Below are 12,920 nucleotides of genomic sequence, written 5' to 3'. Positions count from 1 at the left end.
CCGTAACCTTCGCCGGCCGGGTGCGGTCAGCGCGCGTCCGGGGTCCCGCCGGCCGAGCGGGCCTTCATGTGCCGGAGGGGGCGAGGGCCGAGAAAGGCCCGCCGCTCCCGCTCGGACCGCACGACCGTGGCGCGAACCTGCAGCAGGTCCTTGCGGGTGAGCAGGCCCACCAGGGCACCGCTCGCCGCATCCGTCACCGGAACCCGCCCCTGGTCGGCAGCCATCATGATGTCGAGGGCGCGGGCGACCACGTCCTCCGGATGAACGACCGCCAGGGCGGCATCGGAGACCCGCGCCCCGAGGCGCTCCCCGCCATGCCCGCCCTCCGCCGTCCAGCGCAGGGCATCGCCACGGGTGACCAGCCCCACCGGGCGTCCCTGCCCGTCGACGACCGGGTAGGCGTGATGCGGCCCGGTCTCGATCGCCTGGATGGTGTCGGCGATCGACCGCTCCGCATCGAACACATCGACCGTGCGGGTCATGACCGCGCCCACGCGCGTCAGCTCGTAGGGATCGAGCCCGTACTCGCGCGTCACGTGCTGCCCGCGCCGGGCGATCTTCTCTGTCAGGATCGAGCGCTTCAGCAGCAGCACGGTCACCGCGTAGGCCGCGACGGTGGCGGCCAGCAACGGGGCCAGGATGTGCACGTCGCCGGTGAGTTCCACCGCGAAGAGCGCCCCGGTCAGGGGCGCGCGCATGGTGCCGCCCAGCATGGCGGCCATGCCCAGCAAGGCCCAGAAGCCGGGGGAACCGGGCAGGGCGAGGCCGACGACCCAGCCGAGGGCACCGCCGAGGATGAGCAGGGGCGCCAGCACGCCCCCGGAGGTGCCGGATGAGAGGGCCACCAGCCAGATCGCCGCCTTGACCACGAGGATCGTCAGGACGGCCCGGACGGCGAGGTCGCCGGTCAGGAGATCGCCGATCACGTCGTAGCCGACGCCGAGGGCGCGGGGCTCGACCAGACCGCCCAGGCCGACGAAGAGCCCGCCGATGGCCGGCCACCACATCCAATGGATCGGCAGGCGCTCGAAGGCGTCCTCCAGGACGTAGAGGAGTTTCGTCAGGAGGCCCGACTGCAGTCCGGCGAGAATGCCCAGTCCCGCGCAGGCGATCAGGCCCCACCAGGGCAGGGCCGGATCGGCCGAGAACGGGAACAGCGGCCCGGCTCCGAAGAGCAGCGGGCGCCAGCAGGTCGCCGTGATGGCGGCGGCGGCCACCGGGATGAAGCTGCGCGGGCGCCACTCGAACAGCAGCAGCTCGACGGCCAGGAGCACGGCCGCGATCGGTGTCCCGAAGATCGCGGTCATCCCGGCCGCGGCGCCGGCCACGAGGAGCGTCTTGCGCTCCGCCGCACTCAGGTGGAAGAACTGCGCGAACAGGGAGCCGATGGCGCCGCCCGTCATGATGATCGGCCCTTCCGCGCCGAACGGCCCGCCGCTGCCGATCGAGATCGCCGAGGAGATCGGCTTGAGCACGGCGACCTTCGCCGACATGCGGCTCCCGCCGATGAGGATCGCCTCGATGGCTTCCGGGATGCCGTGACCGCGGATCTTCTCCGAGCCGAAGCGCGCCATCGCCCCGATCACGAGCCCGCCCAGGACCGGTACGAGCACCATCCAGGGCGTCCGCGCCGCGGCGGCCATGGAGACCGGCATCGTGTCGAGGCGGCCGAACCAGGCCAGGTTCGTCACGAGCGTGATCAGCTGGACGAGCAGCCAGGCCGCCAGCGCTCCGCCGGTGCCGACGACGAGCGACATCGCCACCAGGATCAGGACGCGCCGATCCGTCGTGAAATCGCCGAGGGGCCGCTTCGCACGAAGCGCGATTCCGCCGCCCTGTCCGCCGGCGAGGCCTGCCCCGTCGTTTGCGCCCGTCCTGTCCTGCGGCATGATCGTTCCCCCTGAGGTCGCTGGCGATATATATCGTACCACGATATAATAAAGCCCCTGGAGCAGAGGATTTGGAGATGTCCGCCGACCCCCCGCCGCGGGAGGCCCTGTCGCGTGCCCAATACGCGGCCATCGCGGCCTTCCGCTATCAGCTGCGCCGCTTCCTGGCGTTCAGCGAGGCGGCCGCCCAGCAGGCCGGCCTTCCGCATCAGCAGCACCAGGCCCTGCTGGCCATCGCCGGCCATGTGGGCGCGGAACCCCCGACCGTCGGCCTGCTGGCGGAGCGGCTGCTGATCGCGCCGCATACGGCTGCCGAACTCGTCTCACGCATGGTCGAAGCGTCGCTGCTGACGAAGACGCGGAGCCCCCAGGACGGACGACGGATGGAGCTGGCGCTGACGCCGCGGGCGGAAGTCATCCTGGCCGCCTTGACGGTGGCCCATCTCGAGGAACTCCAGACCATGGAGCCGGCCCTCGTGCGCGCGCTGGGCGGGCTCGATCGGACATCGCGCGACGGGTGAGACGCTCATCGCGATGGGCGCTGCCCGCCGGGAGAGGGCGCTGCGACCGCCGAGCTCCGACCTGCGCACCGCGGAAGCGCCTCTCCCGGAAGCGCCTCTCCCGGAAGCGCCTCTCCCGGAAGCGCCCCTCCCGGGAGCGTCGTCTCAGGGACTCAGATCGGCTTGAGAAACTTGCACTTTCCCCCTTGGGCCCAGGGACCCTGCACCCGTGCCTCGGCGCAGAACGCGTCGACCGCGCGGGTCACCCCGGGGAAGCGGCCTCCGAGGCTGTCGTAATCATCGGCGATGAAGAGGCCGCCGGGGCGCAGGACCGGCCACCAGGCCCGGAGATCCGCCGCCACGGAGGCCTCTTCGTGACCGGCGTCGAGATGAATGACATCCGCGGTCACGCCACGCAGGCGCAGGAGTTCGGCGGCATTCACCGAGTCCAGCGGCAGGGGCAGGACCCGGTCCGCGAGCCCCTCGCGCAGCACGTTGGCCAGGAAGGTGCGGTACAGGCTCGGGTAGCCGTGCTCGGTGGCGAGTTCGGCGAACAGGGCCGCGTCGGCCCAGTGATCCACGGCACCGAGCCAGGTATCGACCGCGATGACGGTTCCGTCGACGCCGTGCGCCGCCAGGGCCTTGGCCAGGTGCAAGGTGCTGGCGCCCTTCCAGGCGCCGATCTCCACGACCACGCCGGGGCGGAACGCCGTCACGGCCTCGTCGAGGAATGGATGGACGCTGCGCCAGCCCTGGAGGTCGAGGGGGCGCAGATCGCCCGGCGGGTCCGCGAACGGATCGCGGCCGTGCCAGAGGGCATCGAGGAGGGTGCGGCGGGTCGTCGGGGGACGGCTCATGGTGTTGGCTCGCGATGCGGGGCGCGCCCGCCGGGGACTCGGGTGCGTCGGGGGGGATCAGCCGTGGGCGGCGCGGTGCGCACGCGCGTAGAGGTCTTCGCAGCGCGTCAGCCAGCGATCGCGGGTGAACAGGCGCAGGACCCGTGCGTGCGGGACCGTGCGCGGGATCGCGAGGGCGTCGCCGATGGCCTGCGCGAGGGCTTGCGCGAGGGCCGGCCCCGCGTCCGGCGGCACGAGATGGCCGGCCTCGCCGACGACCTCCGCGGCCGCCCCCATGGCCAGGCCCGCCACCGGTACGCCGCAGGCCATCGCCTCGATGGCCACCAGGCCGAAGGGCTCGTCCCAGCAGGGCGTGAACAGGAAGACGGAGGCGCGGCCGATCTCGCCCGCCAGGGCGTCGCCGGAGAGATGGCCGCCGTAGCGGATCGATCCACCGAGCTGCGGGGCGATCTGCGCCTCCCAGTAATCCCGGTCCTCGATCGGACCGAAGAGCGTCAGGGGAAGGCCGGCGCGCCGGGCCGCCGCGACGGCGAGATGCGTGCCCTTGATCGGCGCGATGCGCCCGGACCAGACGGCGCCACCGTCTCCCCGTTCCCGGAAGGGCCAGGCGGCGGGATCGACGCCGTTGTGGAGCACGGACACCTCCGGCGGCGCGCCCTCGGGCCACCAGGTCCGGCGCTGAGCCTCCGAGGTCACGGTGATCCGGTGCCCGGGCACGAGGCTATCGGATACGAACCAGCGCAGGGCGTCGTAGGGCGGGACGTGCAGCGACGTGACGGTGGCCACCCCCGCGAGACGCCGCCGCTCCAGGGGCAGGCGGCTCAACGCATTGTTGTGGAGTACGTCGAAGCCCCCGGCCGCGATCCGGTCGCAGGCGGCGGCGTATCCGGCATCCACGTGGGCTTTGAGCCCGGCATCGCCCCGATGTTCGAGGTCCGGAAAGCTGCGCTCGTGATGGACCGGGATCACCGGATCGACGGGGAAGCGCGGGTCGCTGTCCCCGGCGGCGAACAGGACCACGTCGTGTCCCCGCGCCATCAACCCGTCGGCCAGCGCCCAGCACTGGGCTTCCATGCCGCCCGCGAAGGGCCGCGCCACCGGATGGCGCAGATGGGCGAGGAGCGCGATCCTCACGCCGTCGCCGCCGCGGCGGCCTGGGCCTCCAGGTGGCGGATGACGGAGGCCGAGTTGCTGTAGGGCTGGTGGCTCTGCTGCCCGGTCAGCGCGAAGTCGCCGGCCTCCGGGCGACGCAGGATGCGGATCGGCCGGTCGGGGGTGTCGTCGATCAACCCCATCACCTTGAAGGCGTAGAGCCAGTGGCCCATCGTGCGGTAGCCCCACTTGGCCTCGAACAGCTCGGCGTTGCGCACGACGCTGTCGAGATGATGGACCGGCGGCATGTGATGGGGGTGGTACTGGTGATAGGCCAGCCCGCCCTTCATCCAGGCGATGGGGAGGCCGGCCTGGTCGAGGACCTTGCCGAAATCCGTGTCCTCGCCGCCGTAGCCGGTGTAGCGCTCGTCGAAGCCGCCCGTGGCCAGGAAGGTGGCGCGCCGGATGGCGAAGTTCAGGGACCAGAAGCAGCGGTAATCCGGGCAGATCTCGAGACCGGAGGCCGGGGGACCGCGGCGGTCGGAATGGCGCTCGGCGACCGCCGCGAAGCCCTCGCAGGTCCAATCCCCCGCGGTCGCGCGCTCGGGCAGGTGGAGGACCTCGCCCATGAGCAGGCCGTCGAGTTCCGCGAGGCCGCGCGCGTAGTCGGCCACGAGGTCGGGGGCCGGGATGCAGTCGACGTCGAGGAAGACGACGGCGTCGCCGCCGGCCGCCGCCACCCCCTGGTTCCGCGCCGCCGCCAGCGGCAGGTCGGTGCCCGGCACCAGGATCTGGCGGACCGGGAAGGCGACCTCGGGCAGATCGTAGGGCGCGTCCTGCATCACCGCCACGATGAACTCGGCGGGGGCTTGCGTCTGGCGCTCCAGGCCGCGGAGCAGGTTGCGCAGGTGCGCCGGCCGTCCCTTGGCCAGGGTCACGACGGAAACGGTGGACATGGGGCGGTCTGGCTCCGGGAGGTTCGAGCGCGGGGAAAGCGGGCGGTCAGCCGGCGGCAACGACCGTGAGGGCGGCGGGCGCCGCCGCGCCGTGCCAGAGCTCGTCGGTCAGGCCCTCGAGCCAGCCGGCGGCGCGGGCGGCGGCGTCCGGCGCGTACAGGCTGCGCAGCGGGGCGGTATCGAGGGCGCGGGCCCGGGCGAGGAGGTCGCGCCAGCCCTGGAGATCGCCGGGCCAGACCGGGGCCTGGACGGCGGCGCCGAGGCGGACCAGGGCCTCGGCCTTGCGGGTCTGCTCGCCGAAATAGCGCCACTCGGGCATCACGATCAGGCGTCCGCCGACGCGGGCGACCTCGTGAATGGTGTTGTCGCCGGCGGAGGCCACCACGATGTCGGCGGCGGCGAGGTAGTCGGTCACCGAGGGCACCCAGCCGAGTTCGCGCAGGTTGGCGAAATCGGTCTCGTGGCCCTCGCGATGGGTCGGTCCCAGGGTCAGCCACAGGGCCTCGGGCGCGGCCCGGGCAGCCACCGTCAGGGGGGCGTAGGGCGTGCCGCTGCCCCCACCCCCGGTCACCGCGACGACGATCTCGCGGTCCGGGTCGAGGCCGAGCTTGTCCCGGGCCTCCGCCCGATCCGGCACCCGGTCGACGCTGGTGCAGAGCCCGCCGCTGTAGAAGGTTTTGGCCCGCAGGGCGGCCGGGTAATCGTCCTGCTCCATGCGCGCGTCGAAGGGGGCCAGCATGCCGACGCAGGCCTCGTAGGCGCCCACATGGCCGATATCGGTGCGGTCGCCGTGCATCCGGATCTGCACCGCCGGCACGCTGGCGATGCGCGCCAGCAGCGCGATCTCCGCCGAGACGTCGACCACGAACAGCCCGACGTCGCGCTCGTCGAGATGGTCGAGGATGCGCCGCATGGTCCGGCGCATCGCGGTGAGGCCGAGCGGCACGCAGTGCATGACCTGGGGCGTCGGCTCCGCGTAGAGACGCGGCGTCGGCACCTCGGCGCCGATCATGTTCGGCAGCGGCACGATCTCGATGTCGCGGGAGAACCCGTCGAAGAGCTGCGGGCCGGCGGTGAGGACGGAGACGGGCCGGTCCTGGGCGAAGGCGGCGGCCACCGCCATCGTGCGGTTGGCGTGGCCGCGTCCCTGGTGATGGACGAAGAACGCAATGGGTTTCTTCATGGCTGTCGGGTTCGCGATCCGTCAGGAGAACAGGGCGTCGGGTTTCAGGGCGGCGGCGATCTCAGGGGCCGCCGGCCGGCGCAGGACCCGGATCGCGGGGGCGTCGTCGGCCCAGTCGATCAGCCCGGCGGCCCGGAACTGGTCGAGCCAGTAGGTCATGCACCAGCGCCCGTGCGTGTGCCGGAAGCGGGCGGCGTTGGCGAGGATGGAATCGAAGTGCTGCAGCGGCGGCACGTGGACGGGATGGTGCTGGTGGTAGGCCCGGGCGCCCCCGACCCAGTAGGTCGGCAGCCCGGAGGCCGCCAGGCGCGCGGCGAGGTCGGTCTCCTCGCCGCCATAGCCGCGATAGGCCTCGTCCATGCCGCCGACGGCGCGCCAGGACCGGGCCGGGAGCGCGAAGGACAGCCCCCAGAGCTGGCCGGGATCGGCCTCCCGGTGCAGGCCCTCCGGCGGGACCGAGGGGCGCGCCGGATGGGTCCGGCCGAGCCGGGCCAGCGCCGCTTCGTCGGTGGCCGCGTTCGGGCTCAGCCCTTCGGGCAGGTACAGGACCTCGCCGAGGAACAGGCCGTCGGTCTCCCCCGCCGCACGCCGGTAGGCCTCAACCACGGTGGGGGAGGGGATGCAGTCCACGTCGAGGAAGATCAGCAGCTCGCCCGCGGCGGCCTCGGCCGCGCGGTTGCGGGCGGCGGCGAGGGGGAGCGGCTCTCCGGCCACGTGGCAGTGGCGCACGGGGCAGCCCGGGTCCGGCAGGTCGGGCGCGCGCTCCGGCTGCATCCAGGCGATCACCAGTTCGCCCGGGCGCACGGACTGGCGCGCCAGCCCCGCCATCAGGTTGCGCAGGCGGTCGGCCCGGCCGCGCACCAGGGTGAGCACGCTCGCGCCCAGACCGCCGGATGCCCCGCTGGATGGTCCGGCGGACGGCTCAGCCGGCATCGGCCAGCATCCGGCGGAAATGGCCGACACCCTCGATGATGCCGCGGGCGTGCGAGGCCCGGGCGACGTAGGAGTGCTGCAGGGCGGCGTTGCTGGCGAGATCGTCGGAGTAGTTGGCCACGATGATCGCCTGGGCCTGGGCGCGCAGCATCTCGACGTCGTTGCCGGAGTCGCCGGCCACGAACACCGCCTGCTCCGGCAGGCCGTAGAGGGCCCGGACATGGCCCACCGCGGTGCCCTTCGAGGCCGCCTCCGGCAGGACGTCGAGGTAGAGGCCGTGGCTGTGGATCACGCTCGCGGACAGTCCCGCCCGCGCGAGCCCTGCGCGGACCCTCTGGGCGGTCGCCGCATCCCCGAAATAGCTGAGCTTGTGCCCGCGCTGCTCCAGGGGCCCCTGGGGCACGAGGCCGTCGAGATCGGCGAGCGCCGCGCGCACCTCCGCCCGGTCCCAGCCGGCCGAGACGGTGGCGCGCCAGGCGGCATCGGCCGTGTAGGTCACGCCGTTGGGGTCGAGGTGGTAGATCTCCGATCCCACCGAGGTGATCATCACCTGGGGGCGTGGACTGGCCTGCTGCTCCAGGATCGCCATGGCGCTGTGGAACGAGCGGCCGGTGGCGACCCCGAAGGCGAGGCCCGCCTGCCGGCTGCGCCAGCGCCGGAAGATGCCGAGCGCCGCCTCGCAGCCCACCAGGGTGTTGTCGATGTCGCAGACGAGGAGCTGACGCGCATCCGCCAGCGGTGGGATCGGGACGAGCAGCGCCCGCAGCAGGTCGTGGTAGCGCGCGGCGTGCCGGTCCCAGTCGTAGGCGGCGGCCGCGCGGGCGCCCCCCGCCACGCAGCGGGCATAGAGGGCGGGATCGTCCAGGATGCGCAGGCACGCCGCCGCGATGGCGTCGGGGGTGCGCGGATCGACGAGGAGCCCGTTGCCGCAGGTCTCCACGATGTCGTTGGGGCCGCCGCTGTCGGTGGCCACCAGCGGCAGGCCCGCGGCCGAGGCCTCCAGCAGGGTCAGGCCGAAGGGCTCGTTGAGGGCGGGATTGACGAAGAGGCCGCCGCGCGCGCGGGCATAGGCGTAGAGAGCCGGGACGTCCTCCGGCCCGTGGGTCTTGGGATAGGCCACCCGCCCGTAGAGGTCGTAGCGGTCGATCAGCACCAGGATTTCCCGCATGGTGCCGGCCATGTCGCCGTCGAGGGCATCGATGTCCTCGCGGGTCCCGGCCATCAGGACGAGGTTGGCCCGCGCCTGCAGGGCGGGGCTCTCGCCGTAGGCCCGGACCAGGGCGCCGAGGTTCTTGCGCGCCACCGGCCGGGCGAGGGCGAGCAGCACCGGCTTGCCCGGATCCTGCAGGAAGCGGTCGATGGTGGCGTCCACGCGCGGCAGGGGTTCGGCCGCCGCGAACCGGGCCAGGTCGCTGCCCGGCGGCAGGACGCGGATGCGACCCGGATCGTAGGCCGCATACCCGGCATACTGCACCTCGGCCTCGTCGCGGGACGAGGCGACGACGAGGCTTGCGCGCGCGAGCGCGCCCTCCTCGGCGCCGATGCGGCGGGCGAGCTCGGGGCAGGCTTCGGCGCCGTGGCCGAGCATCGATGCCTTGACCCGCCCGAGGGAATGGGCCGTGAACACGAAGGGAATGCCGAGGGCATCCTCGACGATCGTCGCCACGGAGGCGGCATCGGCGTAGTGGGCGTGGATCAGGTCGGGGGGCTGCGGCTGGGCCGCGATCCAGGCCATGAGGTTGCGCGCGAAGCTGTCGACCTCCGCGTGCATCTCCTCCTTCGAGCGGTAATCCGCTGACGCGCTCGCGAGCCGCACGAGCGCGACCTTGTCGGAGATCCGCTCTTCGGGCACGGCGTAGTCCGGGCCGAGCGCGCCGCGGAACAGGCGCGTCGCGATCACGATCCGCGCGATGCGGTCATCCTGGGACGAAGCGGCCACCAGATCGAGCAGGTAGCGGATGTGGCCACCCGTATCGGCGGTCAGACCGAACACGACCCCGCCGCCGCGAAGGCAGCCCTGCAGGGCGATATGCAAGACAAACATCAGGCCGCTTGCAACTCAAGCGTCTTCTGACAAACAGAATTCAGACAAAGAAGCGTTATCGGGGAAGTACATACCGTGATTCGTGTTGCCCAAGTCGCCCCCAACATATTCCCCGTTCCCCCCAGGCACCACGGCGGCACGGAGAGGGTGATACATGACCTCAGCACAGCACTGGTTGACCTAGGGGTGGAGGTAACGCTCTTCGCGCCGTCCGACAGTGCGACAGGTTTGCCGCGCATCGGCGACCAGCCGAGCCTCGCGGCCCTGGAGCAGCGTCACGGGCGGGTGCCGCCGGGCGTCCCGGCAGCCCTGGACGCCCTGCAACTGGAAGCGCTGCGGTCCCGGCTCGACCAGTTCGACATCGTGCATTGCCACGGCGAGTTCGCCCATGCGGCGCTCCTCGGCGCGCGCCGGCGGCACAGTCTGACGACGGTGCACTGGCGGGTGGACGAACTCGACCGGGAACTGTTCTTCGCGGGCTTCCCCGACCTGCCGGTGGCGGCGATCTCGGCGGCGCAGGCGGCCGGCATCCCCCCGGCGAACCGGGCCGGGATCGTGCATCACGGCCTCGCGCGCGACCGCTACGCCCTGAGCACGCAGCCCGACCCGCACGTCGCCTTCGTGGGCCGGATGACCGACCAGAAGCGGCCCGACACGGCGATCCGGGTCGCGCGCGCCGCCGGCCTGCCGATCCGGCTCGGGGGCACGATCGATGTCGGCAACCCCGACTATTTCGAGCACCGGGTGCGCCCGCTCCTGGGGGAGGACGCCGCCTATCTCGGCCCCGTGGACGATGCCCGGAAGGCCGACCTCCTGGGGAGCGCGCGGGCGCTCCTCTTCCCCATCGACTGGCCGGAGCCCTTCGGCCTGGTGATGATCGAGGCGATGGCCTGCGGCACGCCCGTGGTGGCCTGGAACCGCGGCTCCGTGCCGGAGATCGTCGAGGACGGCGTGACCGGCTTCATCGTCGCTTCCGAGGCGGATGCGGTGGCCGCCCTGGCCCGGATCGGTGAGCTCGACCGGACCCGGATTCGCCGGCGCTTCGAGGCGCGCTTCACCGCCGCGCGCATGGCGGCCGACTACCTCGCCCTCTATCGGCGCCTGCTGGCCGCCTGATGCGCGTCGCCCTCCTCGCCTGGGACTACCCGCCGGCCCCGAGCGGCCTCTCGACCGCGGCCCGCGAGATCGCCGAGAGCCTCGCCGGGTCCGGCGCAGACGTCACGGTCTTCAGCCTCGACCGGACCGGTGGCGAGCGCCGCGGGGGCGTCACGGTGGCGGGCCTCGCCCTTCCGCCCGGCGGCGGGCTGGCACGCCTGCGCCGCTGGGGGGCCGCGGGACACCTCGCCGCGCCGCTCGCCTTCCGCCGCGCCGTCCTGGCGGCGCATGCCCGCCAGCCGTTCGACGTCGCGGAAGCCACGAACTGGTACGCCCCCGCCGCCTTGCTGGCCGGGCGCCGGGACCTCCCGCTGGTCACGCGAAGCTCGACGCCCGCCGCCTTCACCCGGGACGCCCCCGCCAGCCTGCGCGACCGCCTCGACGGTGCGGCCGCCGACGCCCTGGAGCGCGCCCAGGCCCGGGGCAGCGCCGGCCTCATCGCCAACACCGCCGCGCACGGGGCGGTGATTGCCCGGGCCTACGGCCTGTCGGGACGGCAGCCGGAGGCGGTGATCGGCCTCAGCCTTCCGCCGGAGATCACGGCCGCGGCGCGCGGGGCCTCCTATCCGGACGAGACCGGGCCGGTGCGCCTGCTCTTCGTGGGCCGGGCGGAGGCGCGCAAGGGCTTCGACGCGCTCCTCGGCGCGATCGCGATCCTGGCCGACGCGGCGGAGCGGGGCGCCGGTCCCCCCTTCCGCCTGGACCTGATCGGCGTGCCCCCGGAGGATCTGCCGGGCGACCTGCCCGAGGCGGCCCGTGCCCGCATCCACGCCCGCGGTCGGGTCCCGGCCGGGGCCCTGGCCCAGGCCTATGCGGAGGCCCACGCGGTGCTCGCCCCCTCCCGCTACGAGAGCTTCGGTCTCGTCTACCAGGAGGCCCTCGCCTATGGCCGGCCGGTGGTGGCCTGCGCCGCGGACGCGAGCGCCCGCGCCTTCGTGGGGGCGCCGGGTGCAGGGCCCCTGGCGTCGGAGGCCACCGGTGCGGCCCTGGCGGAGGCCCTGCGTCCGCTCCTCGCCGATCCGGCTCTGCGCGCGGCCTACCGGGGGCGGGCGCTGGCGGCATCCGGCCGCTTCACCCGGGAGGTCCTGGCGCGCGAGACCCTCGACCTCTACGCCCGCGCCGTCGCGGCGGCCCAAACCGGCCCGCGCCGGCGCGCTTCCGCGCCTCAGTCCCGGTAGGGGCGCAGCAGCGCGGCTTCCTCCTCGGGGCGCCCGTGCCCGGGCGCGAGGCGCTCGTAGCGCCGCGAGCGCGCCAGGACGTGGGCCCGGTCGAGATGATGCGCGATCGTCCCGTGCAGGGCGATGAGGCTGCGCGGCCAGCCGCCGTCGAGCACCGGCCGCTCGTGCACGCGGCCGGCATAGCGCACGGACCGGCGGTTCAGCCGGTACTGGACGTCCGGGTAGACGTCCGAGAGGCGGCCGTCGACGTGGTTCCGGCGCGCCAATCCGATGGAGACGACATCCCCCGCCTCGGCCAGGGCCGCCAGCGCCGGCAGCCGCCGGCCGGCCTCGGCGGACAGGGTCTCGTCGGCGTCGAGCTGCAGCATCCAGGTATGGCGGGCGAGGTCCTGAAGGGCGTTGCGCTGGGCCGCGAAGTCCTGCCCCAGGGGCCGGGCCCCCACCCGAACGGCGCCCCGCGGGAACGCGGCGGACGGCACCACGCCCGGCGGACGCGCCTCGGCATCGGCGAGGATCACGACGTCGTCGGTCCAGGCCGCATGGACCGCGAGCGTCGCCAGGACAGCCTCCACGGCGTCGGGGCGGCAGAGCAGGCCGAGGGAGACGGGCCGCCCCGCCGCCCGGTCGAGGGCGTAGAGCGCCGCGCATGCGGCGTGCCGGTCGTGTGGCCGGCTGAGCGCCGCGCGCCCTGCCGCGTCACGGGGCCGGACGCCGCGCCCGTGGCCGGTCGCGGCGCTGCGCAGGGTGTAGAGGTCGAGGCCGTAGGGCGCATCCGGGTCGGGGTCGAAGACCGGGCCGGCGAGCTGCGCGGCCAGGTGCGCCCGGCATTCCGCCGGATCGGCCGCCACCTCCAGCAGGAGGCCGCAGGCGCCGCAGGCGATGGGAAACCTCCTGACCCGCCCGTTCGGGTAGGCGAGGGTACGGCTGCTCGGCCCGAGCATGTCGGCCGCGCAGACGAAGCATCGGCGCATCATCGGTCCCGGACCCTTCGTCTCACCGCGGACATCCCGGCGCTCACCGGAGACGGTCTGCTTTCATCAACTGACTCTGCACCAATCGACTCGGCCTGTAGCGGAAGGATCCGAACGGACCTTGCCGCGCCGGGCCGGCGCCATACGTCCGCTGCTCCGCGA

The 12,920-nt window shown here is 73.6% G+C and carries 11 protein-coding genes; 3 read left to right on the top strand and 8 right to left on the bottom strand.

Features of this window, described 5'->3' with window-relative positions; translation table 11 throughout:
• Positions 1 to 26: 26 nt before the first annotated feature.
• Entirely contained in the window at positions 27 to 1,889 is a 1,863-nt protein-coding gene (locus tag AC0IY1_RS18040; RefSeq protein ID WP_471771328.1) for a chloride channel protein, read from the bottom strand.
• 77 nt (positions 1,890 to 1,966) lie between these two features.
• On the opposite strand from AC0IY1_RS18040, the gene AC0IY1_RS18035 reads away from it, so the two are divergent.
• Positions 1,967 to 2,410, top strand: a complete 444-nt coding sequence (locus AC0IY1_RS18035) for a MarR family winged helix-turn-helix transcriptional regulator (RefSeq protein ID WP_055957630.1) — start codon at positions 1,967 to 1,969, stop codon at positions 2,408 to 2,410.
• A gap of 152 nt (positions 2,411 to 2,562) precedes the next feature.
• On the opposite strand, the gene AC0IY1_RS18030 is transcribed toward AC0IY1_RS18035, so the two are convergent.
• The 6 genes from AC0IY1_RS18030 to AC0IY1_RS18005 are packed head-to-tail and all read right to left on the bottom strand — an operon-like array spanning position 2,563 to position 9,454.
• Positions 2,563 to 3,246, bottom strand: coding sequence for a class I SAM-dependent methyltransferase (locus tag AC0IY1_RS18030; protein ID WP_471771326.1), 684 nt, complete (start codon positions 3,244 to 3,246; stop codon positions 2,563 to 2,565).
• Positions 3,247 to 3,303: 57 nt separating this feature from the next.
• Complete coding sequence (locus AC0IY1_RS18025) at positions 3,304 to 4,380, bottom strand: glycosyltransferase (RefSeq protein WP_471771324.1); 1,077 nt, start codon at positions 4,378 to 4,380, stop codon at positions 3,304 to 3,306.
• Positions 4,377 to 5,294, bottom strand: a complete 918-nt coding sequence (locus tag AC0IY1_RS18020) for a glycosyltransferase family 2 protein (protein ID WP_055957622.1) — start codon at positions 5,292 to 5,294, stop codon at positions 4,377 to 4,379. Before AC0IY1_RS18020 ends, AC0IY1_RS18025 begins: the two co-directional genes overlap by 4 nt.
• Positions 5,295 to 5,340: 46 nt before the next feature.
• Positions 5,341 to 6,477: a glycosyltransferase gene (locus tag AC0IY1_RS18015; RefSeq protein WP_471771322.1), complete on the bottom strand. Its 1,137-nt coding sequence runs from the start codon at positions 6,475 to 6,477 to the stop codon at positions 5,341 to 5,343.
• Positions 6,478 to 6,498: 21 nt separating this feature from the next.
• The gene (locus AC0IY1_RS18010; RefSeq protein ID WP_471771320.1) at positions 6,499 to 7,410 is read right to left on the bottom strand and encodes a glycosyltransferase family 2 protein; all 912 of its coding nucleotides are present in this window, start codon (positions 7,408 to 7,410) and stop codon (positions 6,499 to 6,501) included.
• Positions 7,400 to 9,454, bottom strand: coding sequence for an HAD-IIB family hydrolase (locus AC0IY1_RS18005; protein WP_471771318.1), 2,055 nt, complete (start codon positions 9,452 to 9,454; stop codon positions 7,400 to 7,402). Before AC0IY1_RS18005 ends, AC0IY1_RS18010 begins: the two co-directional genes overlap by 11 nt.
• A gap of 75 nt (positions 9,455 to 9,529) precedes the next feature.
• On the opposite strand from AC0IY1_RS18005, the gene AC0IY1_RS18000 reads away from it, so the two are divergent.
• Together AC0IY1_RS18000 and AC0IY1_RS17995 are read left to right on the top strand one after the other, a co-directional pair.
• Positions 9,530 to 10,570 carry a glycosyltransferase family 4 protein gene (locus AC0IY1_RS18000; protein WP_471771316.1) on the top strand — a complete coding sequence of 347 codons (1,041 nt, stop codon included), beginning with the start codon at positions 9,530 to 9,532 and terminating at the stop codon, positions 10,568 to 10,570.
• A complete protein-coding gene (locus tag AC0IY1_RS17995; protein WP_055957611.1) occupies positions 10,570 to 11,787 on the top strand; it encodes a glycosyltransferase family 4 protein in 1,218 nt (405 codons plus the stop codon). Before AC0IY1_RS18000 ends, AC0IY1_RS17995 begins: the two co-directional genes overlap by 1 nt.
• On the opposite strand, the gene AC0IY1_RS17990 is transcribed toward AC0IY1_RS17995, so the two are convergent.
• On the bottom strand, positions 11,775 to 12,758 hold the full coding sequence (locus AC0IY1_RS17990; RefSeq protein ID WP_055957704.1) for a glycosyltransferase family protein: 984 nt from the start codon (positions 12,756 to 12,758) through the stop codon (positions 11,775 to 11,777). The genes AC0IY1_RS17995 and AC0IY1_RS17990 overlap by 13 nt on opposite strands.
• Between the last annotated feature and the right edge of the window lie 162 nt (positions 12,759 to 12,920).

The organism is Methylobacterium sp. AC690, from assembly GCF_979256535.1.
Note: the sequence above shows the minus strand (reverse complement) of the source record. Positions and strands in the feature narration are given on the sequence as shown.

Excerpts from the sequence above, each read along its gene's own strand:
- AC0IY1_RS18040 (WP_471771328.1), bottom strand. The coding sequence starts at position 1,889 with ATGCCGCAGGACAGGACGGGCGCAAACGACGGGGCAGGCCTCGCCGGC.
- AC0IY1_RS18035 (WP_055957630.1), top strand. The coding sequence starts at position 1,967 with ATGTCCGCCGACCCCCCGCCGCGGGAGGCCCTGTCGCGTGCCCAATAC.
- AC0IY1_RS18030 (WP_471771326.1), bottom strand. The coding sequence starts at position 3,246 with ATGAGCCGTCCCCCGACGACCCGCCGCACCCTCCTCGATGCCCTCTGG.
- AC0IY1_RS18020 (WP_055957622.1), bottom strand. The coding sequence starts at position 5,294 with ATGTCCACCGTTTCCGTCGTGACCCTGGCCAAGGGACGGCCGGCGCAC.
- AC0IY1_RS18015 (WP_471771322.1), bottom strand. The coding sequence starts at position 6,477 with ATGAAGAAACCCATTGCGTTCTTCGTCCATCACCAGGGACGCGGCCAC.
- AC0IY1_RS18010 (WP_471771320.1), bottom strand. The coding sequence starts at position 7,410 with ATGCCGGCTGAGCCGTCCGCCGGACCATCCAGCGGGGCATCCGGCGGT.
- AC0IY1_RS18005 (WP_471771318.1), bottom strand. The coding sequence starts at position 9,454 with ATGTTTGTCTTGCATATCGCCCTGCAGGGCTGCCTTCGCGGCGGCGGG.
- AC0IY1_RS17995 (WP_055957611.1), top strand. The coding sequence starts at position 10,570 with ATGCGCGTCGCCCTCCTCGCCTGGGACTACCCGCCGGCCCCGAGCGGC.
- AC0IY1_RS17990 (WP_055957704.1), bottom strand. The coding sequence starts at position 12,758 with ATGCGCCGATGCTTCGTCTGCGCGGCCGACATGCTCGGGCCGAGCAGC.